At 35.5% G+C, this 24,074-nt stretch carries 26 protein-coding genes and 1 pseudogene; 11 read left to right on the top strand and 16 right to left on the bottom strand.

The annotated features are described in order from the left end of the window. Nucleotides 1-20 precede the first annotated feature (20 nt). The 3 genes from DN410_RS20785 to DN410_RS20775 form a co-directional block, all read right to left on the bottom strand. Nucleotides 21-389 carry a DUF3992 domain-containing protein gene (locus DN410_RS20785; protein WP_061675607.1) on the bottom strand — a complete coding sequence of 123 codons (369 nt, stop codon included), beginning with the start codon at nucleotides 387-389 and terminating at the stop codon, nucleotides 21-23. A 110-nt stretch (nucleotides 390-499) separates the two neighbouring features. Further along, entirely contained in the window at nucleotides 500-1,105 is a 606-nt protein-coding gene (locus tag DN410_RS20780; protein WP_149177869.1) for a DedA family protein, read from the bottom strand. 11 nt (nucleotides 1,106-1,116) lie between these two features. Continuing rightward, nucleotides 1,117-1,398: a YkvA family protein gene (locus tag DN410_RS20775; protein ID WP_149177868.1), complete on the bottom strand. Its 282-nt coding sequence runs from the start codon at nucleotides 1,396-1,398 to the stop codon at nucleotides 1,117-1,119. 351 nt (nucleotides 1,399-1,749) lie between these two features. On the opposite strand from DN410_RS20775, the gene ku reads away from it, so the two are divergent. Beyond that, nucleotides 1,750-2,562: a non-homologous end joining protein Ku gene (gene ku / locus DN410_RS20770; protein WP_149177867.1), complete on the top strand. Its 813-nt coding sequence runs from the start codon at nucleotides 1,750-1,752 to the stop codon at nucleotides 2,560-2,562. 17 nt (nucleotides 2,563-2,579) lie between these two features. On the opposite strand, the gene DN410_RS20765 is transcribed toward ku, so the two are convergent. Together DN410_RS20765 and DN410_RS20760 are read right to left on the bottom strand one after the other, a co-directional pair. Beyond that, complete coding sequence (locus DN410_RS20765; RefSeq protein WP_149177866.1) at nucleotides 2,580-3,359, bottom strand: DUF2935 domain-containing protein; 780 nt, start codon at nucleotides 3,357-3,359, stop codon at nucleotides 2,580-2,582. Nucleotides 3,360-3,373: 14 nt separating this feature from the next. Beyond that, nucleotides 3,374-3,787, bottom strand: coding sequence for a VOC family protein (locus DN410_RS20760; protein WP_149177865.1), 414 nt, complete (start codon nucleotides 3,785-3,787; stop codon nucleotides 3,374-3,376). A gap of 48 nt (nucleotides 3,788-3,835) precedes the next feature. Between DN410_RS20760 and DN410_RS20755 the strand changes: the two genes are divergently transcribed. From DN410_RS20755 to brnQ2, 4 genes are all read left to right on the top strand, one after another. Beyond that, entirely contained in the window at nucleotides 3,836-4,051 is a 216-nt protein-coding gene (locus DN410_RS20755) for a spore coat associated protein CotJA (protein WP_001046257.1), read from the top strand. An 8-nt stretch (nucleotides 4,052-4,059) separates the two neighbouring features. Then, nucleotides 4,060-4,323 carry a spore coat protein CotJB gene (locus DN410_RS20750; RefSeq protein WP_000194492.1) on the top strand — a complete coding sequence of 88 codons (264 nt, stop codon included), beginning with the start codon at nucleotides 4,060-4,062 and terminating at the stop codon, nucleotides 4,321-4,323. Nucleotides 4,324-4,335: 12 nt separating this feature from the next. Continuing rightward, the gene (cotJC, locus tag DN410_RS20745; protein ID WP_132134262.1) at nucleotides 4,336-4,905 is read left to right on the top strand and encodes a spore coat protein CotJC; all 570 of its coding nucleotides are present in this window, start codon (nucleotides 4,336-4,338) and stop codon (nucleotides 4,903-4,905) included. A 217-nt stretch (nucleotides 4,906-5,122) separates the two neighbouring features. Then, on the top strand, nucleotides 5,123-6,439 hold the full coding sequence (brnQ2, locus tag DN410_RS20740; RefSeq protein WP_149177864.1) for a branched-chain amino acid transport system II carrier protein BrnQ2: 1,317 nt from the start codon (nucleotides 5,123-5,125) through the stop codon (nucleotides 6,437-6,439). A 41-nt stretch (nucleotides 6,440-6,480) separates the two neighbouring features. Here the strand turns inward: brnQ2 and DN410_RS20735 are convergent, their stop codons facing one another. From DN410_RS20735 to DN410_RS20725, 3 genes are all read right to left on the bottom strand, one after another. Then, the gene (locus DN410_RS20735) at nucleotides 6,481-7,491 is read right to left on the bottom strand and encodes an ABC transporter permease (RefSeq protein ID WP_149177863.1); all 1,011 of its coding nucleotides are present in this window, start codon (nucleotides 7,489-7,491) and stop codon (nucleotides 6,481-6,483) included. Between the two features lies 1 nt (nucleotide 7,492). Next, nucleotides 7,493-8,359 carry an ABC transporter permease subunit gene (locus tag DN410_RS20730; RefSeq protein WP_149177862.1) on the bottom strand — a complete coding sequence of 289 codons (867 nt, stop codon included), beginning with the start codon at nucleotides 8,357-8,359 and terminating at the stop codon, nucleotides 7,493-7,495. A gap of 87 nt (nucleotides 8,360-8,446) precedes the next feature. Continuing rightward, on the bottom strand, nucleotides 8,447-9,181 hold the full coding sequence (locus tag DN410_RS20725; RefSeq protein WP_149177861.1) for a YwaF family protein: 735 nt from the start codon (nucleotides 9,179-9,181) through the stop codon (nucleotides 8,447-8,449). A 211-nt stretch (nucleotides 9,182-9,392) separates the two neighbouring features. Between DN410_RS20725 and DN410_RS20720 the strand changes: the two genes are divergently transcribed. The 4 genes from DN410_RS20720 (at nucleotide 9,393) to entC (ending at nucleotide 14,185) form a co-directional block, all read left to right on the top strand. Next, nucleotides 9,393-10,496: an efflux RND transporter periplasmic adaptor subunit gene (locus DN410_RS20720; protein WP_149177860.1), complete on the top strand. Its 1,104-nt coding sequence runs from the start codon at nucleotides 9,393-9,395 to the stop codon at nucleotides 10,494-10,496. Continuing rightward, nucleotides 10,493-11,167: an ABC transporter ATP-binding protein gene (locus DN410_RS20715; protein ID WP_000609103.1), complete on the top strand. Its 675-nt coding sequence runs from the start codon at nucleotides 10,493-10,495 to the stop codon at nucleotides 11,165-11,167. Before DN410_RS20720 ends, DN410_RS20715 begins: the two co-directional genes overlap by 4 nt. 26 nt (nucleotides 11,168-11,193) lie before the next feature. Further along, complete coding sequence (locus DN410_RS20710; RefSeq protein WP_415783941.1) at nucleotides 11,194-12,345, top strand: ABC transporter permease; 1,152 nt, start codon at nucleotides 11,194-11,196, stop codon at nucleotides 12,343-12,345. Between the two features lie 448 nt (nucleotides 12,346-12,793). Beyond that, on the top strand, nucleotides 12,794-14,185 hold the full coding sequence (gene entC, locus DN410_RS20705; RefSeq protein WP_149177859.1) for a cell wall-binding protein EntC: 1,392 nt from the start codon (nucleotides 12,794-12,796) through the stop codon (nucleotides 14,183-14,185). A 58-nt stretch (nucleotides 14,186-14,243) separates the two neighbouring features. Here the strand turns inward: entC and DN410_RS20700 are convergent. The 8 genes and pseudogenes from DN410_RS20700 to DN410_RS20665 all read right to left on the bottom strand — a co-directional run. After that, a pseudogene (locus tag DN410_RS20700) lies at nucleotides 14,244-14,396 on the bottom strand (HEAT repeat domain-containing protein); the annotation flags it as partial. A 164-nt stretch (nucleotides 14,397-14,560) separates the two neighbouring features. Then, complete coding sequence (locus DN410_RS20695; protein WP_149177858.1) at nucleotides 14,561-15,646, bottom strand: DUF871 domain-containing protein; 1,086 nt, start codon at nucleotides 15,644-15,646, stop codon at nucleotides 14,561-14,563. Beyond that, nucleotides 15,636-15,914 carry a hypothetical protein gene (locus DN410_RS20690; protein ID WP_000900037.1) on the bottom strand — a complete coding sequence of 93 codons (279 nt, stop codon included), beginning with the start codon at nucleotides 15,912-15,914 and terminating at the stop codon, nucleotides 15,636-15,638. Before DN410_RS20690 ends, DN410_RS20695 begins: the two co-directional genes overlap by 11 nt. Further along, a complete protein-coding gene (locus tag DN410_RS20685) occupies nucleotides 15,890-17,200 on the bottom strand; it encodes a PTS sugar transporter subunit IIC (RefSeq protein ID WP_149177857.1) in 1,311 nt (436 codons plus the stop codon). The genes DN410_RS20690 and DN410_RS20685 overlap by 25 nt, the downstream gene beginning before the upstream one ends. Before the next feature lie 82 nt (nucleotides 17,201-17,282). Beyond that, nucleotides 17,283-17,588, bottom strand: a complete 306-nt coding sequence (locus tag DN410_RS20680) for a PTS sugar transporter subunit IIB (RefSeq protein ID WP_149177856.1) — start codon at nucleotides 17,586-17,588, stop codon at nucleotides 17,283-17,285. A 1-nt stretch (nucleotide 17,589) separates the two neighbouring features. Beyond that, nucleotides 17,590-17,910 (bottom strand): PTS lactose/cellobiose transporter subunit IIA, encoded by a 321-nt coding sequence (locus DN410_RS20675; protein WP_000131326.1) that lies wholly within the window; start codon nucleotides 17,908-17,910, stop codon nucleotides 17,590-17,592. 111 nt (nucleotides 17,911-18,021) lie between these two features. Then, nucleotides 18,022-19,962 (bottom strand): BglG family transcription antiterminator, encoded by a 1,941-nt coding sequence (locus DN410_RS20670; RefSeq protein ID WP_149177855.1) that lies wholly within the window; start codon nucleotides 19,960-19,962, stop codon nucleotides 18,022-18,024. A 76-nt stretch (nucleotides 19,963-20,038) separates the two neighbouring features. Beyond that, nucleotides 20,039-21,127, bottom strand: a complete 1,089-nt coding sequence (locus DN410_RS20665) for a DUF871 domain-containing protein (RefSeq protein ID WP_149177854.1) — start codon at nucleotides 21,125-21,127, stop codon at nucleotides 20,039-20,041. A gap of 473 nt (nucleotides 21,128-21,600) precedes the next feature. On the opposite strand from DN410_RS20665, the gene DN410_RS20655 reads away from it, so the two are divergent. Both DN410_RS20655 and DN410_RS20650 read left to right on the top strand, forming a co-directional pair. Beyond that, nucleotides 21,601-22,803 carry an MFS transporter gene (locus DN410_RS20655; RefSeq protein ID WP_149177853.1) on the top strand — a complete coding sequence of 401 codons (1,203 nt, stop codon included), beginning with the start codon at nucleotides 21,601-21,603 and terminating at the stop codon, nucleotides 22,801-22,803. Nucleotides 22,804-22,985: 182 nt separating this feature from the next. Further along, complete coding sequence (locus DN410_RS20650) at nucleotides 22,986-23,975, top strand: NAD(P)-dependent alcohol dehydrogenase (RefSeq protein WP_149177852.1); 990 nt, start codon at nucleotides 22,986-22,988, stop codon at nucleotides 23,973-23,975. Nucleotides 23,976-24,074: the final 99 nt, after the last annotated feature.

Here is a 24,074-nt window from a genome sequence, read left to right as displayed (position 1 = left end):
TTCAATCCTCTCCTATTCTGCTATGAAAGTGGATAACGTGTTGTAATACAAAATTCTCCTTGATACGTTCCAGCAGGTGTTGCAGGTAACACAACTTGTATACTATCAAAGCGGCGATACGTAAAAGCAATACTCGTTCCTGGGTTTAACGTTTGTGTATCAATTGTAGCCCCAGCAGAATCCAGTGCTTCTACAGTAATCGGTCCTGGTCCAACATCATATTTAACAAAACCAGTACCAACTACGTTTTGGTTAATATTATTTGTATAGAGAACATTATCAATTGCTGTCGCAACTACAGTAGCAGACCACGGACTACACACTTTATCTTGCACATAATTTTTATCTGGACAGCAAGTTAATGCTGACCCTGAGCACTCACAAGACATAGTTGTTTCCCCTCTCTCTTTTATATTCCCTATATGTGTATGTCCTTCAGAGTCTTTTGCCTGTACTATTCATCCAGTTTCAAAAAATAAGCAAACCTTATTACTGCTAACTAGATAGATTCCGTTTTGTTTCTTTTTTTCATATATTTATAGACAAAGATACTAGCCACGATAAGAATAACGCCTCCTAATATTGGTAGCATATATTGTCCAACAACATCCGCTGCTTTTGCCCAATGCGGACCTAATTTCATTCCAAAATAGACATATAAAGTCGTTAACGGGAACATTGCTACAAATGTATATATGCTAAATTTCCATATGTTCATTTTCGCCATACCACATGGAACAGAAATAAGCGTTCGAACTCCCGGTACAAAGCGTCCAACAAATGCTACAACTGGTCCATATTTCTCAAAGAAATCATCTGCTTTTTGAATTTGTTCTTCTTTAATAAAGAAGTATTTCCCGTACTTTATTAATAGAGGACGGCCACCGTAATAACCGAGTGCGTATAACGTTAACGGTCCTGTCGTTCCGCCAAGTGTTCCAGCTAATACAGCTAGCCAAAAATTCATATCACCCTCGTATACCCAATACCCAACCATGGGCAAAACTACTTCTGCCGGAATAAATTCAAACGTTAATGCTAATACAACTCCAAAATAAGAAAACTGCTTTAAAAACTCAATTATATCTAAAATAATTTGCTCCATATTTTTAACTCCTATCCTACGTTTACATTATGCTTTTCTTGCAATTGAACTGGCGCCATTTTTACAATTCGATTTAAAATAAATAAAACAATTCCAATATCATCTAAAATACCGATAAACGGTAAGAAGTCTGGAATGAAATCGAGTGGCATCGCAACATAACCAACTAAAAAAGCAATAGATAAAACTTTCTTCTTTATTGAAACCTCTTTTGAAGTGAAAAAGTCAAATAAAAATGGAACGAACTTGCGAACATGAAATACAACTCTTAATCTACTTATAAGTTTTTTCATTTTTATATCTCCTCTCTTTGTATACAAAAAGGACCCTACCAAATATGGTAAGGGTCCTAAAGAAGACAGAAAGGGGCCTTTACCATTGCTGGTAAAGGTCTCACTAACAACGTAACGTTGCCAATAAAGCCGAGGGTTTCTCCCTGTAATGACGACTTTACTGTAATAAGTTACTCCCCTTTATATACACAATTTTATACAATCACATTAAAATATTTTGGAGGGCTTGTCAATATATTTTATATCCCAAGCCCTCCTGCTTACCCTTCCGTAAAAAACAAAAAACGTATAGGAAATTTCTTACTATCTCATAATATACATAATCATTTTGAATGAAAGGAGAGGTTTCATTTGCATACCGTATGGAAAGGTGCACTTTCACTTGGACTATTAAATATAGGAATTAAACTATATAGCGCCGTAGAAGAAAACGATATAAAATTTTTAAGTCTCCATAAAGAATGCTTAACACCTATTAAATATAAAAAATTCGCTCCCGATTGTACGGATGAAGAAGTCGATGATAAAAATATTGTAAAAGCCTATGAATACGCACCTCATAAATACATTATTATGGATGAAAAAGAATTAGCTGCGTTGCAAAAAGCTCACGAACCACGATCCATTCGTATTATATCTTTTGTTCAAAATAACGAAATTGAGTCTATTCTTTATGACCGCTCTTATTTTATAGGCCCTACCCTGGGACATGAAAAATCGTATTTATTATTAAAAGAAGCCCTTGAGCGTACAAATAAACTTGGGCTGATTCATATTTCCATTAGAAAAAAACAACATTTAGCTATTATCCGTAACTTTGAAGATGGACTTATGTTGCAAACCATTCACTACCCTAATGAAATTCGCAATATAACAAATACACCTAACTTACCAAGTAATGAAAATTATCCTATCCAAAAACAAGAACTCACCGCAGCTATTAATTTAATCCACCACCTTACAAATCCTTTTGAACAAGAAATGTATACAGATGAGTATAAAGAAGCCCTTACCGAATTAATCGAAGAGAAAATTGAACAACAAGAAAAAACCGAAACAATCTCTCCTGCTCCAAACATCATCAATATCATGGAGACATTACAGGCAAGTATTGAACAAGCAAAAATAAAAAGAGACAATAAAACAGAAAAAGAGGCCAAATAAAATTGACCTCTTTTTCTTTAAAGCGGATTACATTTCGGCATTTCGAGTCCAGATGATTGAGCTAATTTTAATAAATAATAACATTCCTCTCTTGCCATATGATCTGCCATTCTCGCTGATAATGCACTTAATATTTCATTCGATAGCTCCAATTCTTCAACTTCATGTAAAAAATGTGAAAATAATTTTAGTTCAAGTGAAACATCTTTTGTAAACTTCTTTAACGCGGGAAAATGATGAAGCTCTGTCCGTAAATAGCCAGTCATCTCAACCGCTTTTAAGTAAAATTGTTCAAAGTGCTTCGTAAATTCTTCACTTTTCTCTTTTAATCTTTTTTCAACAAGATCTAGCCCACCAGAAATAGAGCCCGCATGACCAGCCGCATCCGTTAACCAAACGAGATGATAATGCAGTTCATGAAAAACAGGTGGAATTTCTCCCTTCTTTAAAAATTCTAACACTGTTATATACTCCTCTACTTCGTTTACCATATGATTGATAAAAGTTGGCGTAAAATGAATTGTAATTTTTCCTTCCAACTGTTTCTGTATAATATTTAATTTAAACGTCCGAATTTCCTTAGCAGCTTGTTCTGCCTCTTTTGAGAATGCCATCAGGTTCACATTCCGAACTTTATTTAACAAATTCGTAAATGTTTCAACAAAGTAAGTAGCTTTTTTTATATCCTCTTTTTCCTTCGGAGCTAATGCATCAAGTAAAAATTGTGCATGATCAGTAAGTACTTTTAGCCAAAATTGATGCTCAAACAACGCACTTTCTTCATAATTTCTCTCCACTAAATTCCCTCCTTTTATTCATCCTTCTCTACCACTTGAAGTTTATATCCATCTGGGTCTTGTACTATAATACTTTTCTCGCTTTTGTTTTCTCTATATACAATTTTATAAAATACTAACCTCTTCTTTACATTCTCTATGTTAGAAATTGAAAACGTTAGAACATCAACTGAGTCCGCAACACTCTTCTCACACCCGCCCAAACTGCGATTCATAACAAAACTAATTCTCGTTGAATCGGTATCATACCAAACCCCTGTAACATCTAATTGCGGCCTCTCTGAACTAGGTGTTATTCCTAAAATCCCTTCGTAAAAATACAGAGTTTCCTTTAAGTTCTTTACTTCTAACACAATTAAATTCTTTACATTCTCCACATTCATTCCCCCTGTACTTATTACTTTTTTATATGTGTCATAAATGCTCATTATGTCTGAATACAATACGTAGTAATGAACATTTAAGGAGGTCTATTTGTGAATAAATATATGAGATCATTCGTGCCCTATCATAGTCCTCTCGATCCTTGTCCTCCTATCGGAAAAAAATATTATTCTACTCCGCCTAATTTATTTTTAGGCTTTCAACCGCCAAACTTACCGCAATTCACGCCAAAAGAAGCGCTACAAAAAGGGACTTTATGGCCTGTTTTTTATGACTATTATGAAAATCCTTATAAAAAAGGGCGGTGACTACTGACGTGACTCAATCGCTACCAGAAGAATACTATCAGCTTTTACTGGAGCTTCAAGAACTGGACTTTGTACTAGTTGAACTCACTCTTTATTTAGATACACATCCAGATGACACCGCCGCGATTAATCAATTTAATGACTTTTCCTATAAACGAAGAGTATTAAAACAAAAGATGGAAGAAAAATACGGGCCACTCCAACAGTTTGGAAATAGCTATTCTAATGCCCCTTGGGAATGGAGCAAAGGTCCTTGGCCATGGCAAATATAAAGGAGAGAAACTATGTGGATTTATGAAAAAAAATTACAATACCCAGTTAAAGTAGGAACTTGCAATCCAGCACTTGCAAAATTACTAGTTGAACAGTACGGTGGTGCAGACGGTGAACTGGCTGCTGCCCTTCGCTATTTAAATCAGCGTTACACGATTCCTGACAAGGTTGTCGGTTTACTAACCGATATTGGTACAGAAGAGTTCGCACATCTAGAAATGATCGCTACAATGATTTATAAATTAACAAAAGATGCAACACCTGAACAAATGAAAGCTGCTGGATTAGACGCACAGTACGCTAATCATGATAGTGCGTTGTTTTATCATAATGCTGGTGGCGTTCCCTTTACTGCTACTTACATTCAAGCAAAAGGAGACCCTATCGCAGATTTATATGAAGATATTGCCGCTGAGGAAAAAGCACGCGCAACATATCAATGGCTCATTAACTTATCAGACGATCCCGACATAAATGATAGCTTACGATTCTTACGTGAACGAGAAATTGTCCATTCACAACGTTTCCGAGAAGCAGTTGAAATTTTAAAAGAAGAACGTGATAAAAAAATATTTTTTTAAAACACGTATCCTAGCGATATGTGTTTTTTTACGTTATAAGTTAAATCCTTCCTATTAAAGATATAAATAGTATATTTATTCGATTTAATGCATTATTTTTTAATATTTTCAAAATTCCCTATTGCTTTCTAGTCATCAGACCTTTAAAATAGTAACAGTTACTCGACAAATTATTTGAATTTTCGACAAAAACACTCATTAGGAGGATTTTCTTTATATGCGTACAACTTTAAAACCAGCGCAAATACTTTCGATTAGTTTGTTACTATTCGCAGTTTTCTTCGGTGCTGGTAATATGATTTTCCCACCACTCCTTGGACTTTCTTCTGGAGAAAACATGTGGGTTTCTATTGCAGGATTTATTATTACAGACGTCGGTTTATCTTTACTAGCAATCGTTGCTGTTGCCCTCGCGGGTGGTAGTTTCAATAATTTAGCGAGCCGTGTCCATCCAAAATTCGCAGCAGTATTCGCTATCATTATTTATCTTTCAATCGGCCCACTATTTGTTATTCCACGAACTGGATCTGTATCTTACGAAATTGGGATTGCACCACTTTTCCCAGACCAATGGTACTCTATGTTAGTTTTTAGTGCGATTTTCTTTACAGTCGTCTACTTCTTATCATTAAATCCATCAAAATTAGTAGATCATATCGGAAAAATATTAACGCCAATTTTACTGGTAATTATTGCAATTATGGCAACAAAAGCAATTCTTTCACCAGGAACGTTTACAGAACCTGTTGGTGACTATAAAGAAATTCCATTTTTCAAAGGATTTCTTGAAGGATTTTTAACGTTAGATGCAATCGGCGCACTCGTATTATCAACGATTGTTGTAAATGCAATTCGCCAAAACGGTATACAAGAGAAAAAATCGATTGCGAAATATACAATTATTTGCGGAAGCATTGCAGCCCTATTCTTAACAATTGTTTATTTCCTACTCGGTTATATCGGCGCCTCAAACGGCAACTTAGGACAATTCGAAAACGGTGGTCAACTATTAGCGACTGTTATGTACCAATTCTTTGGGACAAGCGGTAATGTTTTATTAAGTATCGCCATTATCTTCGCTTGTTTAACAACAGCAATCGGCGTTGTAAGTGCATTCGCCAACTATTTTGCAACAGTATTAACGAACGTTTCTTACAAAAAGCTCGTACTATATGTTTGTATCTTTAGCTTCGTTATTTCAAACTTAGGTTTAAGTTTATTAATCAAAATTACATTACCTGTATTAATTATTTTATATCCAATTACGATTATTTTAATTTTCGTATCATTTATAGATAAATATACGAAACGTAAACCTTCTGTCTACATCGGAGCAATGATCGCAGCATTCATTATTAGCTGTATTCATGCACTTGATAATGTGGGAATGATACCAAGTTTTATCGCTAATATCGTACACACGATTCCTTTTTATAACTTAGGAATCGGCTGGATCGTTCCAGCAATAATTGGTGGTATAATCGGATACTGTATTCCGCAAACAGAAGCTGAAGGTGAAGTTTCTGCAAAGTAAAAAGAAGCAAGCATGAAATCCATGCTTGCTTCTTTTTCTCTTCACATCGTATGTTTAAACGTAAACAACTCTTCCTTTGACTGTACAGCAGATTGTTCCTCTTCTACAACTTCCTTCTTTATTTCTCCCCCTAATCGAACTTTCAACATCGCCTCTTCTATACTTTTTACAATCATATTTCCTGAAAAAATGGTAAGCCCGAAAAATGTAATTGGGACGAGAGGAATCCATGGATGCACTGTTAAAGATCTAAAGTATACCCCAATTAACCCTGACCATTCATGTGTGTACGATTCTATTTCTTTTATCCCTATCGGTCCACCAAACTGGACTGTCCCTCCAAAAAACACCTCAAGCAACCCTAAATGAAGTAAAATGGTCAAGGTTTGAGTAAACTGTTGAAGAAATACAAGTATAAACGTCATATAGAGATGCGGAAAAAGATGCCTTATAACAATGTGCCTTCTCGATCCACCTAATATGCGCGCTGCATCAATAAATTCTTCTGTTTGTAATTTACGAACTTCCTTCGCGACATACAGTGCAATAACTGGCAAAGCAAGCGCTACAAGTAATACAACTTGAAACGAAGCTCGCTCAAAAAAAGTTGATGTCTCCTCTCCGCTTCCAAAGGTATTCACAGATTGAAGAAAGAAATACGCAATCATAACTGTCGGAATAACTGTGAAACTATCAAAAAAAGCCTCAATCTTTGAAAAGCCTCTTTTTATATATGTTCCGAGCAAAACACCGAAAAACACTCCTATTACCATTCTAAGTAATGCGATTAAAAACGATATTCCAATCGTCCACTTTGCTCCCTCAATTACTAAATGTAAAAGGTCATATCCATTCCGGTCTGTCCCAAGTAAAAATTGGAATGAAGGTGAAAACGGTGGCACTTCTGGGTTTCCTGCCGCATCATATTGCAGTGTAACTTTTCTAATCTGTCCATCATTCCATATCGTATTTCCAATACTCAAAAGAACTAATATGAGAAAAAATCCAACGCTTATCCAAAACCTTTTATCACGTTTTATATACGTCCACATATTATAATCTCTCCTTCATCGCAGCCGGAACGAGATAATGAAACGATTTAAATAAAATAAAAATTGGAATGTAGATAAGTAGCACACTAACAATGAACAACTCAACCTTCATATCCGGATATGATTTCACAAACATAAAAATACCTCTCGTATTAAAAATCCATTCTATAATATATAAATTTGATAACATAAACCAAATATTCGTTTTTGCAAAAAAGAGTGTACTAAGCAACACATTTCGCAAAATATGACGATTTAAAATATGAAAACGACCTAAGCCCTTCGCCTTAGCAAATAATACATAATCTTTTTCTAACTCATTTTCAAAACGAAGTACTAACAGTTTTACAAACATAATCGTAGTCGGGATGCTCAAACAAAGTATCGGCAATCCTCTAATGGACTCGCCTCCAATTGCCGCAATTTTAAAAGGTAAAAAACCTGTTTGTTTAAAAAACCATATAACCAAAATTTGTGATCCTAAAATAAGAAGAATGTCTGGAATGGATTCTAGAAAGATGAGAAACGATTTAATTCGATGTTGTATACGCGGTGAACTACTCATAATCATATAAACGATACAAAATGCTACCAATAATGAAATGCAAAATGCAGACAAGAAAATAACCATTGTTTCTTTATAATGAACAAACAACTGTGGAAATAAAAATTTATCACTTGCATATTGCATATTGGAAATATCCATTAATTTCGCAAATACTTCTTTTAGACTCTTTATGTACGCTGATACATTCAGCTCAAATCCATAAAATAATTTCGGCAGTGCCCCTAAAAAAATAATACCCAAAATTGAAATGATAAATTGAATTGTCATTTCCATCCCATTCAAAAAAACTTTCTTTACCATTTTCCCCCTTCTCTCTATATAATTTACTCTTTAATTTTATTCTTAATTTTCTGAATTGTAAATATTTACAATAAAAAAATCACTAGGTTATGATCCTAGTGATTCTTTATGCACATGTTTTTCACTTTTTGAAAACGGCATATACAAAATGAAACATCCAATAAGCGCTGCAATTTCTAATGAAATAATATAGTAAGGATATGGTCCTAACATATCAAGTAATGAAGCCGTTTCTGGCTTATGAGCTAAAAACATATAATTACCACCTGTTTTGTAATTTACAAACGAAACAATCGGAATCAATATGTTTAAAAATATCATTGTGCGTTTAATAGATTGTACTGTCGGACGATATCCTTCCACCCAAGTCATAAAGAGCGGTGCCCAAATGAGCAATACATGTGCGATAAAATATTCAATAAATCGAAAATGCGGAAAAGCATACTGCAAGTTCGGTGTTAAAATGGCTTGTGATGCACCAATAATTCCTGTGAAAAATACAATCTCATATATGCGGTAACTTTTCGTTATGATCATAATCGACGCTAATAATAAACTAATCGTACATAACTCAAACGGTAATGAAGTGCCTAGCTCAAAAATCCCTGCTTTCCACTCCCACATATGAAGCCCAATTTCACTCCCTATAAATAAAAATGCAATCGCATATCGAACCGTTATATTCCACTCACTTTGACGTAATACATCTTGATATTGATACAAAAAAAATATCCCCACCAACATAATAAATAATATAAGGGCGTGTTGCCTTGAGTATGGAATAAATGGTTTTAATGGATGCGCGCTAAAATAAGCTTCCATCTTCCTTCCTCCTCTCTTTCATACAATATTATTGTAAGAAAGAAACGACGAGTCAATTCATTTGCTTACACTGGGACAAGCTCTACCTTACATTTACATATTCATACCTTACAAAACTGTAAGGTTATTGTAAGCTAAAACGATTTGTCAGATTCTTCACCTCTTCTATACTGAATGTAGATACTAAAACGAACGAAAAGGTGATAAATAGATGAAGAAGAAAAATAAAGTGTTAATTACTAGTGTAGTAGCAATCGGAATTGCAGCTGGATCATACTTTGCATTTGCTGGCGGCGGTTCAGACGTAGCAATGGCATATAGCGGATATAAAGTAACAGAAAAACAAATCGAAAACGCACAAAAATTTGGCGGTGAAGTCATTCCAAACGGAATCGAAACAATTTCATTTGATCCAACAAAAGGTACGTATGAATTAGCTGTTAAAAAAGGTGAGGAAGTAAAAAAAGGTCAACTTCTGTTTAAATATAATGATCCTACTGCTAAACAAGGTGTAACGGAAGCAGAAATGCAAAAGAAAATCGCACAAAAAGAAGTAACATTGTTCCAAAAACAAATTGATGCAGCGAAACAAAAATTACAAAAAGATAAAAATGCCGGCCTTCCTACTGAAGCATTAAAAGCATCCGAAGTTGAAGTTGGGCAATTAGAATCACAACTTGAAATGAAGAAATTTGAAGTAGAAAAAGCTGATGAAATGATTAAAGCAGCAAAAGAGAAAGTAAACACACTTTCTGTAACAAGTCCTGCTGATGGCGTAATTGATGATATCGTGAAAACTGTAGATGAAAAAACAGGTATGAGCGGTATTACACTTCGTCACGCTGGTCCATTTAAAGTGAAAGGTCAACTTTCTGAATATGAGCTTGCTAGTATGAAAGTTGGGCAAGAAGTAACTGTTTCTTCAAAAACGGTCGCTGGTAAGACTTGGACAGGAAAAGTAACAGAAATCGGTTCTACACCATTAAAGAGTATGGACGAAAACAAAACAGTTTCTAACTATCAATTCACTGTCACATTAGATAATAGTGAAGAATTACAAAACGGCTTCCACGTTTACGTAACAAGTAAATCTGGCGAAGCAACTGGTACAATTGTTCCGAAAAGCAGCATCGTGAAAAAAGGTGACAAAAATGTTGTCTTCGTCGTAAAAGACGGTAAAGCGAAAGAACAAGCAGTTACTGTTGAATTTGAGACTGATAGCGAAGTAAAAGTTTCTGGAGTAAAAAAAGGAGAACAAATTATCTCTAAACCTGAAAAAGACTTAAAAGATGGTATGGAGGTTGTCGTTGAATGATTAACTTAAAAGGCATCACGAAATCCTTCCAAAATGGTGCAGAGTCCGTTCAAATTTTACACGGAATTGACGTAACACTAAACCAAGGGGAATTCACTTCTATTATGGGACCATCTGGTTCTGGTAAATCAACATTAATGAACATTATCGGTTGTTTAGATAAACCGACGACAGGTACGTATGAATTAGCAGGGCAAAACATTTCAAACATGTCTGAAACAGAACTTGCACGTGTTCGTAATAAAGAGATCGGATTTGTATTCCAAAACTTTATGTTACTACCAAGGCTTACAGCACTTCAAAATGTAGAGCTACCTCTTATCTACGCTGGAGTCGATAAAAAAGAAAGACGTGAGCGTTCATTAGCCGCTTTAACGAAAGTCGGCTTAGCTGATCGTGCTACTCACTTACCGAACGAATTATCAGGTGGACAAAAACAACGTGTCGCAGTCGCACGTGCAATCGTAAATAATCCAAAATTCATCTTAGCCGATGAACCAACAGGAGCACTTGATACGAAAACAAGTACACAAATTATGGACCTCTTTTACGAGTTAAACAAACAAGGCTCAACAATCATTATGATTACCCATGACCGTGAAATCGGGGAAGCTGCAGCACGTCAAATTGTAATTCGTGACGGAAATATCGTCCAAGATTGGAGAGGTTAATTTTGAACACGAGTGAAAATATACGCATGGCCCTTTCCTCTATCTTTGCTCATAAAATGCGTTCTATCTTAACGATGTTAGGTATTATTATCGGTATTAGCGCTATTATTACTATCATTTCAATGGGTGATGGTACAAACGCAAAGTTTAAAAAAGAGTTAGGCCAAGGAAAAGATAATGAAGTAACGATTTACTACAAAAACCCTGATTATGGACCAGACAACGCCAAAATTACAGCTGATATGCTAAACCGTCTTCAAACTGTACCAGGCGTTAAAGATGTGTATCCAGATGTAAGTATGAAAGTGAAAGCATCTGCTGGTTCAAAAGATGTTTCTCTTGATTTAAAAGGTGGAACAGGCGACTTCATGACAGATTCGAAAATAAAATTAGTTCACGGTCGTGAACTAAACGACAGCGAATTAAACCAAGCAATTCCTGCTGTTATATTAAATGAGGAAGCTTTCAATAAACTATTTAATGGTTGGGAATCAAATTTATACACAGATATAAAAGGAAAACCATATAAAGTAGTCGGTGTGTACGAAACGAAAAATGAATTTGGAATGGCTATGTCAGAAGGTTATACATCACTTGAGAATGCCCCTGTCATTTCTGGAGTAACTGAGTATGACACTGTAAAATTAACGCTCGTTTCCCCAGCAGAACGTAAAAGTGTAGAAAAACAAGCCGTTTCTGTTTTAAATGAAATGAAGGCTCCTAAATTTGAGCATAAATTTGAAGCGCAAGATATGGGTGAATTTACGAAGCAATTAGACGAATCAATCGGTATGATGAAAATGGTATTCGGTGGTATTGCTGCTATCTCCTTACTTGTTGGTGGTATCGGTGTAATGAACATCATGCTTGTATCTGTAACAGAACGTACACGTGAGATTGGTATTCGTAAAGCGCTTGGTGCAACGCGTGGTAAAGTATTAACACAATTCTTAATTGAATCTTGTATTTTAACAGGACTCGGTGGTTTCATCGGATTCATGCTCGGTATTTTCTTCGCTTGGATCGTCTCAATCTTTGCCGGATGGCCACTTGTTGTCTCAAAAGAACTTGGACTTCTTGCAGTAGGTATCTCAATGTTAATCGGTATTATATTCGGTTTACTGCCAGCTAACAAAGCTGCAAAACTGGATCCAATTGAATGTTTACGATATGAATAAATAAAAAACGTAGGAGTTTACACTCCTACGTTTTTTATTTATCTATTAAATCGTGTTTCTTCTATTATATATGTTTCACGTTATAAACACATTTAATTATTTTAACCTACTAAAGCTATTATAGAATCCTATTATTGCAAAAATAATATGTGACAGACCAAAATCAAGGCGTAATTTTTTCCATACCTCGACTTATTTTGTAACAATTATGGCGATTTTTTATTAAATTTCACCTCATTTATATTCCTCTACACCCAAAATAGTTATTTTTACATAACTATTCACCTGTTTCAACAGCAAAATACGCCATTTTTGTAACGTCAGAGAAACAATTGTGTAACATTACAGAAATATTATTAACCTATTAGAAATTGAAATACTCCCCTTTTTATGCATCATATGCTCAAACCTCCCCTAAAAACTATAAGAAAGCGCTTTTAGGATATTACTGGAATTATTACAGAATATTAATGACCCGTTACGAAAGCTTTGTAATTTTATGTTTTTCGCAAATAAGAAAATAATGGTTGCTATAATGAGGTCAACGAAAACAAATGCAATGGAGGCTATTATGAAAAAATTTATGGGTATAGCAACAGCAGCGGTTTTTGGTCTTGGGATTTTCACAACATCTGCTAAAGCAGAAACAATCGTAACGACTGATGTACTAAATGTACGAGAAAACCCAACTACTGAATCAAAAGTTGTAGGAAAATTATTAGATGGATATAAAGTAAATGTTTTACATACAGAAAACGGATGGTCAAAAGTGAAATTGAATAGCGGTAAAGAAGCTTTCATTAGCGCTGACTATACAAAAGACACTTACTACGTAACAGCTAACGTATTAAACGTACGTGCTGGTGCAAACACAGACTCAGAGATTCTTGGTAAATTGAAGCAAGATGATGTAATTGAAACAACACACCAAGTTGAAAATGATTGGATCCAATTTGAATATAACGGAAAAACAGCTTATGTTCATGTTCCTTATTTAACAGGTAAAGCTCCAGTTAAAGTTCAACCAGCAGTGAAAGTTGAAAAAGCAACTAAAGTTCAAGATACAGCTAAAGTTCGTGAAGCAGTTAAAGCAGGAGAAGTAGCTGAAACTCAAGCAAAAGCTAAGGCTCAGGAAGCAACTAAAGCTCGTGAAGCGGCTGAAGCTCAAGCAGCGGCTAAAGCAGAAGAGGCAGCTAAGGCTCAAGAGGCAGCTAAAACTCAGGCAGAAGCTAAGGCTCAAGAGGCAGCTAAAACTCAGGCAGAAGCTAAAGCTCAAGCAGCGGCTGAAGCTCAAGCAGAAGCTAAGGCTCAAGAAGCAGCTAAAGCTCGTGAAGCTGCTAAAGCTCAAGCAGCAGCAGAAGCTCAAGCAGCGGCTAAAGCAGAAGAGGCAGCTAAGGCTCGTGAAGCAGCTAAAGCTCAGGCAGAAGCTAAGGCTCAAGAGGCAGCTAAAGCTCGTGAAGCGGCTAAAACTCAAAAACCAGCTACACAACAACCTGTTGCAAAAGAAACTGAAACAAGTGCACCATCATCTTCTCGTGAGTTACGCGTTGTAGCAACAGCTTACACAGCAGATCCACTTGAAAATGGTTATAAAGCAGGCGACCACGTAAAATCAGCTATGGGTCATAACTTAACAGCTAATCCAAACATGAAACTTATTGCAGTTGATCCAAGTGTAATTCCATTAGGTTCAAAAGTATGGGTTGAAGGTTACGGAGTAGCAATCGCTGGTGATACTGGTGGAGCTATTAAAGGTAATAAAATTGATGTTTTAATGCCTGATAAAGGCACATCAAGTAACTGGGGACGTAAAACAGTTACAGTGAAAATTTTAAACTAATTACTATATAAAAAAGAGTCAGTCTCATTGTTGAGGCTGACTCTTTTTTATATGATTCTTATATTCTTTCTTTCTCTTGAAAGTAACTAATATGCTCCCGAAGCCACTGTCGCTCTGACATAAATAAATTCCCTCGTTTTTTATATACTTTATCAAACGTCTTTAAAACTTCTTCATAATCAACAAACTTATGTAAAAAACGAAGCGCGATGCCATATATCTGTCTCTTCATCAGCCATCCGCCTTAATAAATCATCTATATACTCTTCCATCTCCTTCTCTCCCGTCCAAATGAAATCTATCTCTTTGCATTCTATATACGATAGACTAGCATTTCAACAGAAAAAAGAGGATGCTGTGGCATCCTCTCCTTCCCTATTCCACACAAGTAAACTGTGTCCAAGCTCCTACGTAATCTAATAAGAATAACTCCTCTTCCGCAATTGTACCGACAATATTTTTCCGTTCATCTATCGGCATTTCTTTTAGAATGATTTGTAGTTCGCCTTTATACTTGCCAAATGAGTTGTTACCAATTACAACTTGCCCTCTTTCTTGTAGTACACTTTTGCGCACTGGGAAGTCATAGTCTTTGTACTTTTTACGTACTTCTGTAGAACGTACCATATATTCTGTTATGTCGCCGCGTCTTACATGTAATTCTTGCAGTGTCGCTTTCTTCTCTACTTCAGTCGCTTCGTCTACAAAGTGTACTTTCAGCTGTAACATGTAACGATTTAAGTTTCCTAGTTTCTCTAACTCTTCTTCACTCGCATAAGCATTTCCGATAATCACATCATCGATTAGCCCTGTTGCCCATAAATGTTTCGCTTGTACTTCAATTGGTAAGTTACGATGTTGTTCTAACGTACATAATCCGTCATTAATATCCCATGGACCGATGTCAGCTGCATGTGACGTAATAAAGGCTGCCGTGCGAATACCGTGCTTTTTAAAACGTTCACTACAGCGAATGAAATAGTCATACGGAAGGCCAGTAAATTTTTGCGGATAGAAGTTATGACAACCAATTAAAGCTGACTTATTCGCTTGATGCGAAAGAATATTTTCTAAGTACGCAATATCATTACTTACGTTTAGCTCAATTTTTAAGCCGTACGGATTATTCGTCATTTTCGCTTCTGTTAATCCGTCAAATCCTACATCTAAACGAATACCATCTGCGCCTAGCTCTGCGAAAAATGATAGATCACTATAACTAATACCAAGCTGATCAAACACCGCTGGAGCTACATCTAAAATAACTTCCATATTGTTATCTTTTGCATGATTAATAATTTCTTTAAATTCAGCTACAATCTCTTCTTTCGGACGATTCACGGATAATAGACAAGTGAATATTCTTGAAAAACCGTGGCGTGCCGCTGCCGAAATGTATTCCATGTCTTTTTCTTTCGTTGAATGCTCTGGATAAAGTGAAATTCCTAATTTACGCTCCATGCTTTTGCATCTCCTTCACACGTTGTATTAATGCCATGCTCGTAAATCTATATTTTGCAGATAAACATGTTGCACATAAAATCGTTGGTACAATGATAACGTACGGTGATTGTAAGCTTAGCATTACATATGCACCCATTGAACTACCGATAAATACAATTGATACGAGTAGTAAAACTAATAAAGATTTACTTTGTACCCATTTTGAATAATGCGCAATACACTGTCCCGCTACGAATGTAATTAAGATGATAATTGCTCCGAGCATTCTGTTTTCTCCTCTCCTGCTAATTGTTGTTTCTCATATATTTTGAAGAATGGATAGTAAATAACGAATGAGATAACAAAGTTAACAAGTACAAGTACACCAGCCATAATTGTCCAGTCTGTACTAATAACTGCTGCAATCGGCGCTAACATCGTAAATGGCAATTTCGCCATCATCATTGGAATCATACCTGAAACAACTGCGAAATATGATACCGTCGTTGTCACTAGCGGTGTAATTACGAACGGGATAATTAAAACTGGGTTCATTACAATTGGTGCTCCGAAAATAATCGGTTCGTTAATATTGAATAAACCTGGTACGAATGATAATCTACCTAATTCTTTTAGGAACTTAGATTTAGAGAACATAAACATAATAACTAAAGCTAGCGTTGATCCTGATCCACCAATCCATACGAACCATTGGATAAATTGCTCTGTAAATAAGTTTGGTAACTGATGTGCATTTCCTGTAGCCGTGAATACTTCCATATTTTCAAGAATCGCTGAATCCCACATTGGACGGATAATTGGTCCTAAAATCGCTGGACCATGAATACCGAATGACCAGAAGAACACAATTAAGAATACTGTTAATAGACCGCCGAATAAATTATTTCCTACTAATACTGACTTTAATGGCCCGATTAAATATGTGATTGTAGTATTTAAATCGAATTTCAAACCGTAACGAATACCCCAGAATAAAAGAATAACTACTAACGTCGGAATTAGTGCTGCAAACGAATTTGAAACTGCTGGTGGTACACTATCTGGCAATTTAATTGAAATATTATGCTTAATCATAAAATGATAAATTTCTACTGCAATTAATGCTGTAACAATTGCGCCGAATAGAGATGTTGCACTTAATGTTCCTACTGAAATATATCTACCTGCATCAATAACACCTGGTACAGCTTTCGTAATTTGAATTGGTTCAACTGATGCTAGTAAAAAGGCGAGTACAGATAATAATCCTGCACTTAATTGATTGAGCTGATAAAAATTCGCGAGTGAGGCCCCTACCCCAAATGCTGCGTATAATGCCATTAGCCCTACTGTAAATCGGAATGGAATATCTAAAATATGGCGAAATGGTGCAATCCACTCCATATATGCATCAATTGGTAAGTTTAAAAAGATAACGAAAAATGATCCGACAATCGTTAACGGCAATGTAGAAATAACCCCGTTTCGAATTGCTAATAAATGTCGTTGTCCTGCAATCTTTTGTGTTGTTGGCATAATCTTTTGTTCCATAAAACTCATAAACCCATTCATCAATACCCCTCCTCTTTCTTTTTTTAATGAAAGAACGAAATAAAGTTATAACATTATAATGTTTATGTTTAAAAAAATATAATTATACTAAAACTAATTGTTCTGCTTGTTTAAGTACTTTCAAACCATCACACATGCCATAATCTCGTTGCTCTATAATTGCAACTGGTATATTGTATGACTTCGCAAGAAACTCTACAGCTGGAAATAAATATTTCACTTGCGGACCGATTAAAACGACATCAGCTTCCTTAATTTCCAGTTTCACAAGTTCTGAATCTACTGCTTTAATTTTATAATTCTTCCCTTGTTTCTTTGCCTCTTCTTGCATTCTTCTTACGACCATACTCGTTGACATGCCGGCTGCACAACATAATAAAATATACATATTACACTGTCACTTTCTCTTCCACTCGTTTATGAAGAGTAATAAATTCTTCAGCAAGTTCCTTCACTGTAATTGCATTCATTAAATGATCTTGTGCATGCACTAATAATAAACTGATTTCTGCATGATTTCCTCTTGCCTCTTCTTGTATTAAATCCGTTTGAATACGATGAGCTGCTGAAATTTCCTCACTAGCAAGTTCCATCTTTTCACTCGCATTCTCAAAATCTCCTTGTCTTGCAAAAGCTATTGCCTCAAGCGCAGCGCTTCTTGCGTTGCCACCATGTAAAATTAATGCAAATGGAGTTTGCATATCAGTCATTTTAAATTCCCCCAAGCTATGTTTTTTCTATATTTTCATCTTATTATGAAAACGCATTCATTTAAACATAAAAAACTTCCGTTATGTAACGGAAGTTTTTATATACTTTTCTTATACAGATAATAATATTTCTTGAAACTCTTCCATTCCTTCAGCCTGAGTTAATTTCTCTATCGTACTCTGACTAGACATAATATCATATAAAAAATCATAAAGTCGTTGTAAATCTTCATTATTATTGCGCTTCACACTAAATAAAATAATCACTTGTACTTTTTTATCTCCCCAATCAACGGCCTTATCAAGTGTACAAAACATCAAAAATGTTTCCTCACTTAATAATTGCATCGGATGAGGAATCGCAACTAAATTCCCAACTGCTGTCGGAGATGTATTTTCTCTCTCCATAACAGAATCATAAAAGTTTGCTGGCACATAGTTTTTCTCAGCAGCTTTCTCACATAAAAACTGGATAACTTCTTCTTTCGTAGAAGCACTATGATTCAAAAATAGCAAATCTTCCTTAATATATTGTTGCACACTGTCATTCACATGTGTAAATAAATACTTACCAATCGATTTTATCTCTTTTTCATCAAATATTGAGTTTACCTTAATAACTGGAACAGGCAAGCCACTTGGAATATGAATCGTACTAATAATACAATCAATTTTATCTCTATACAGATCTTCTACTTTCAATTGATAATACCCTGTAATCCCTACAATATCCAGTTTATCTCGAAATTGTGATAAAACCTTATATTTCAATAGCTGCGCACTACCTTGACCGGTCGCACAAACTAATAAACATCTTTTCTTTTGATTCTGTTCCTGTGAACGGCTCATCGCTCCGCCGAAGTGAATCGCAATATAACCAATTTCACTTTCCGGAATCGATTCACCCGTATATTCCCCAATTATATCTCCAACAAGAACCGCAATTTCAAAAGCATACGGATAATTCTTTTTCACTTCTGCCAAAAGAGGATTTCTCGTATTTAAATTATATTTCAAACGGTTTAATAACGTTTTTAAATGAACACCAAATCCAAATAATAACTCTTCATCGTAATAAAAAATAAGATTCCGTTCTTCCGCTACTTTAAAAAGAATATGCTGCATAAGCGCATATATATCTTTCCCTACTAGTTCTTCTACATTTTCATAGTGATCTCTCGTTGCAACAGTCGTACTTAATAAATGCATCGTTACATATAAAACTTCTTCTTCTGGAAAGGAAAGTTTCAGCTCTTTCTCTAAATCCCCTAGAATTTGTTTCGCAATTGTATATTCTTTCTTTATGATAAGCTCCGATTGTTCTGCGTTTAGTGCATTCATATAATGCTGATCCTCACAACGCTTTAATACAATTGCAATGTGAATGACTAAATTATCAATTTCTATATCTGATAAATATATCGTCCCTCCCTCAATATACTTTAATATAACTGAACGGATGAGTGATCTGTGAGGTAACGATAAATATGTATCCTCCTCCTCAAATTGCTCATGAAACGGAGTATGCTCATAACGCAGCAAACCATATTGTGATAAACAAGAACGAATATTAAACTCTTCGCCAACAATACGTATACCATAATACGGTCTCTTTTCAATTTGTAATTGATAGCGACTACAAATATCGGTAACATCTTTCATAATTAAGTTTACCGTTGATTTACTCACATAAATTTCTTCTGCTAACTGTGAAAGCTTCACATACCCATCTGTCGTTAACACACGCTGCAAAATATAAGTTACTCTCTCTTCATAAGACGTTGGTATTTGTTCCGTTTGTTTTTGAAATACACTCATGCAAAAATCTTCAAATTTCTTCGCTTGTATAATTTCTAGTTCGTATCCATTTCCTCTTTGTGATTCAATTTCCGCTCCGTGTTCTCTCAATATATCATTTAATAATTTTATATCCTTTTGAATCGTCTTTGTTGATACATGTAAACGGCTCGCTAAAAAAGCTCGATTTAACATCGATTTCTCTTCTAAAAACTCCTCTAAAATAGAAATTAATCGCTGATGCACCTTTGCCATAGCTCTTCCTCTCGCTCTTTGTATATAAAGGGGGAAAAGCTGCTGAAATCAGTAGTTTTCCCCCTTTATATTCTCTCTATTTCTTTAATGTAAATCCAAATTTATCCCATGCTTGTAAATAATCTAATAAGAAAATTTCTTCTTCCACAATTCGGCCAACTACATTTGTTTTTCCTGTATTCACCATATCTTTTAGCGCAATTTGTAATTCACCTTTATACTGACCATATTGCTCATTATCAATTAAAAGATCGCCACGCTTAATTTCACGCGTATTATGAGGTTTAAATTCTTCTTTTTTATATTTCACACGGCTTTGTGTAGAACGAATCATATATTCAGATACATCTCCGCGATAAAAATGAGGTTCGTCTAATACGATAATTCTTTCTAGTTCTGTCGTTGTATCATATAGTCCTATATCAAATGTTTGTTTCTCTTTATTTAATGCACCTAGTGCTTGTAATTCTTCTTCTGATGCATACGCATTCGCAATAATCACGTCATCAATTAATTCTGTCGCAAATAAATGCTTCGCCTGTGTTGTCATCGGTAATTCACGATGCTGCTCTAACGTACATAATCCTTCTGTTACTGGCCAAGGCCCATATGTTGCATCAAATGATGAAATGAATGCAGCTGTTCTCATGCCGTAATCTTTGAATTGTTTCGAGCATTTAATGAAATGATCGTATGATAATCCTGAATAACGGTGCGGATAAAAGTTATGACAACCAATTAAATTTTCACGATTTGGTCTATGGCTCATAATGTTATCTACATATTTCGTACCGTTGCTCATATTAATTTCGATTTTTAATCCATACGGGTTGTACGTCATAATGGATTCTTCTAAACCAGAGAATCCAACATCTAAACGAATGCCGTACGCACCTAGTTCATGGAAGAACGATAAATCATTATATGAAATACCAAGTTGTTCAAAAACAGATGGACTAATATCAACTAACACTTGAAACCCTAATGCATTTGCATGAGAAATCGTTTCTTTAAACTCTTCTATAATTTTTTCTTTTTCCCCATCTACAGATAATAAACATGTGAATACACGAGTAAATCCGTATTTACTTGCTAATGTTAAATACTCCTTATCTTTCTCCACTGTTGAATGTTCTGGATAAATAGAAATACCTAATCGTCTCATATGTACACGCCTCTTTCTTCATCGTTTTGTAAACCTTTTCAAATATATGTAGCGAAAAAGTATATTTCCCCTTCTCATTCACTACTTTTTTGAATCCGCTTTCTTTAAAGAAAAAACAGTTTCTATCCTTCATAACAACTACCGGTATATACATCTATACTTTACATCTTTTTTTTATAATTGTGTAGCTTTTACACAAATTTGTCAGTTTTTTCGTTTTAAAAATTGTTATCCGTTTTCAAGACACCTTCCTTGACTGTTACGTTGACCAATACATATACTCGAAAGAAAAGAGATAAAGTGAAACTTTAATCAGCGGGGGTTTTGTTCATCCCCCACTGATTATTAGTTGAACCAATCGGGCGTTTACGGGCAGTTGATTTCCCACCTAACTTCTTTGCTCTAGCCGGATTTTGAGGTGGGAGTTTTACTGCCCGTGAATAGCGGGAAAATTTTATATAGGGGATGAATATATGGGAGAAGCAATACTCGTAAAACGAGAACCGTTATGGACAAAAGAATTTGTTGCTTTAATTTTTGCAAACTTATGTATGTTTTTAGGGTTTCAAATGTTAATTCCGACTTTACCTGTTTATGTGAAAGAAATTGGTGGCACAAGTTCCAATATCGGATTTGTTGTCGGTATGTTTACCGTGGCGGCACTTTTTGTTAGACCGCTAACTGGAAACGCCTTGCAGAAATTCAATAAAAAAATCATTTTAATAATCGGTACTGCTATTTGTTTACTTGCTATGGGCAGTTACCTTTTCGCCTCGACCGTTTTTCTCTTATTAGCCGTTCGTATTTTACACGGCGCTGGATTTGGTATTACAACGACTACATATGGAACTGTCGTTTCTGATTTAATTCCAGCAGCTCGCCGAGGAGAAGGCATGGGATATTTCGGCCTTTCTGGAACAATTGCAATGGCGCTCGGTCCATTAATCGGACTATGGCTTATGCAAACATATAACTTCACCGTTCTTTTTTTATGTGCACTTTCATGCACAATAGCTTCATTAATATTAACGAAACTACTTCAAATAAAAAAAACGAAACAACCACCGCAGCAATCATCTAGTACTTTTCTCGATGGATTTATTGAGCGCAAAGCTTTACTTCCTTCATTATTAATATTATGTATTACATTAATGTACGGGGGAATCGGAAGTTTTATCACACTATTCGCTACCGAAGTTGGCATTGCTGATATTAGTCTCTTCTTTTTATTTAACGCACTGGCAATCGCTGTAACTCGTCCATTTTCTGGAAAACTATATGATGCGAAAGGCCATGCATTCGTCATTATTCCAGGAGTTATTATAACGTTTACAGGTATTATTTTATTGTCCTATACGACTACAATTCCAAGCTTAATTATTGCAGCAGCATGTTACGGAAGTGGTTTTGGGGCGATTCAACCTGCGCTACAAGCATGGATGATTGACCGCGTAGCACCACACCGACGAGGAGTCGCAACAGCTACATTCTTCTCAGCATTTGACCTTGGAATTGGCGCTGGAGCAATTATTTTTGGATTCATTGCACATTTTACAAACTATGCAACTGTATATCGTTACTCCTCTTTGTTACTTATTGCTTTCCTGTTCATTTACATCACAAGCTTACGGAAACAAAAACAGAAAGGTAAAATAAACAAAAAAGCCGTTGGATAATGTTAACTCGCTCTATTTCAAAGTACTTAGACTAAAAAAATTATATATACAAATGCAAAAAGCAGTGGATTTCCCCAAAAATCACACTGCTTTTTGCATTGTATTGAAAGGTGAACCATTGTTCTATTTATTCCTGTTGTTCGTATGATATTAATATATAGAACGAATTGGAGGAAATGTTGATGAAGGCAATAGTGTACACAAAATACGGTCCCCCCGACGTTCTTCAATTGAAAGAGGTAGAAAAACCTAGTCCTAAAGAAAACGAAATACTTGTAAAAATAAAAGCGACAACCGTAACAGCTGGAGATATTCGCTCAAGAAGTTTTACTGTTCCCTCTTCAGTTTGGATACCCGCTCGAATTACGCTTGGCTTCAAACATCCGAAAAAACAAATACTAGGAATGGAATTCTCTGGTGAAGTTGAATCAGTAGGAAAAGACGTTACGCGTTTTAAAGTAGGAGATCCAGTTTTCGCTGCTACCCAAACAAATTTTGGTTCTTATGCTGAATATATTTGTCTACCCGAAGATGGACCAGTATGCGTGAAGCCCTCCAATATAACCTATGAAGAAGCCGCAGCCCTTCCAATCGGAGCACGTACAGCCTTGTTTTTCCTTAGAAAAGCCAACATTCAAAACGGCCAAAACGTTCTTATTTACGGAGCTTCTGGAAGTGTCGGCAGTTATGCAGTGCAGATTTCCAAATATTTCGGTGCGACAGTGACAGGATTGTGCAGTAGCTCAAATTTAGAATGGGTAAAGTCCCTAGGAGCTGACGAAGTAATTGATTACACCGCAAGCGATTTTTCTACTATAGACGGAGCTTATGATGTTATCTTTGAAGCTGTAAATAAAAGTACATTTTCAGATTGTGTGAAATTATTAAAAGAAGACGGTACTTATATAAATATCGTCGAGCCACTACCAAGTGCTCAAATGCTATGGACGAAATTGACGAGTCGCAAGAAACTAATATTAGGTCAAAACGCACCAGAAACTTCGGAAGCACTAAACTTCCTTAAAGAACTTGTTGAGAACGGTAAGATAAAAGTGATCATCGATAGACAATATAATTTTGAGGAAATTGTTGAAGCTCATATATATGTTGAAAAAGGGCACAAAAAGGGAAATGTCGTCATAAATGTAAAGCATAACGATAACTCCTACTAAAGTGAAACTCTCTTGTTAGCAACCCTCATCAGGATTGTACGCAAATAACAGAATTCAAGAAGCACACTGCGCACAATTTTTATTATACGAAGTACTCAA

Source organism: Bacillus sp. SH5-2, from assembly GCF_008368905.1.
In the GTDB taxonomy this organism is placed as follows: Bacteria; Bacillota; Bacilli; order Bacillales; family Bacillaceae_G; genus Bacillus_A; species Bacillus_A luti.
The sequence above is the reverse complement of the archived record's forward strand: the minus strand, read 5'-3'. Positions and strand labels throughout refer to the sequence as shown.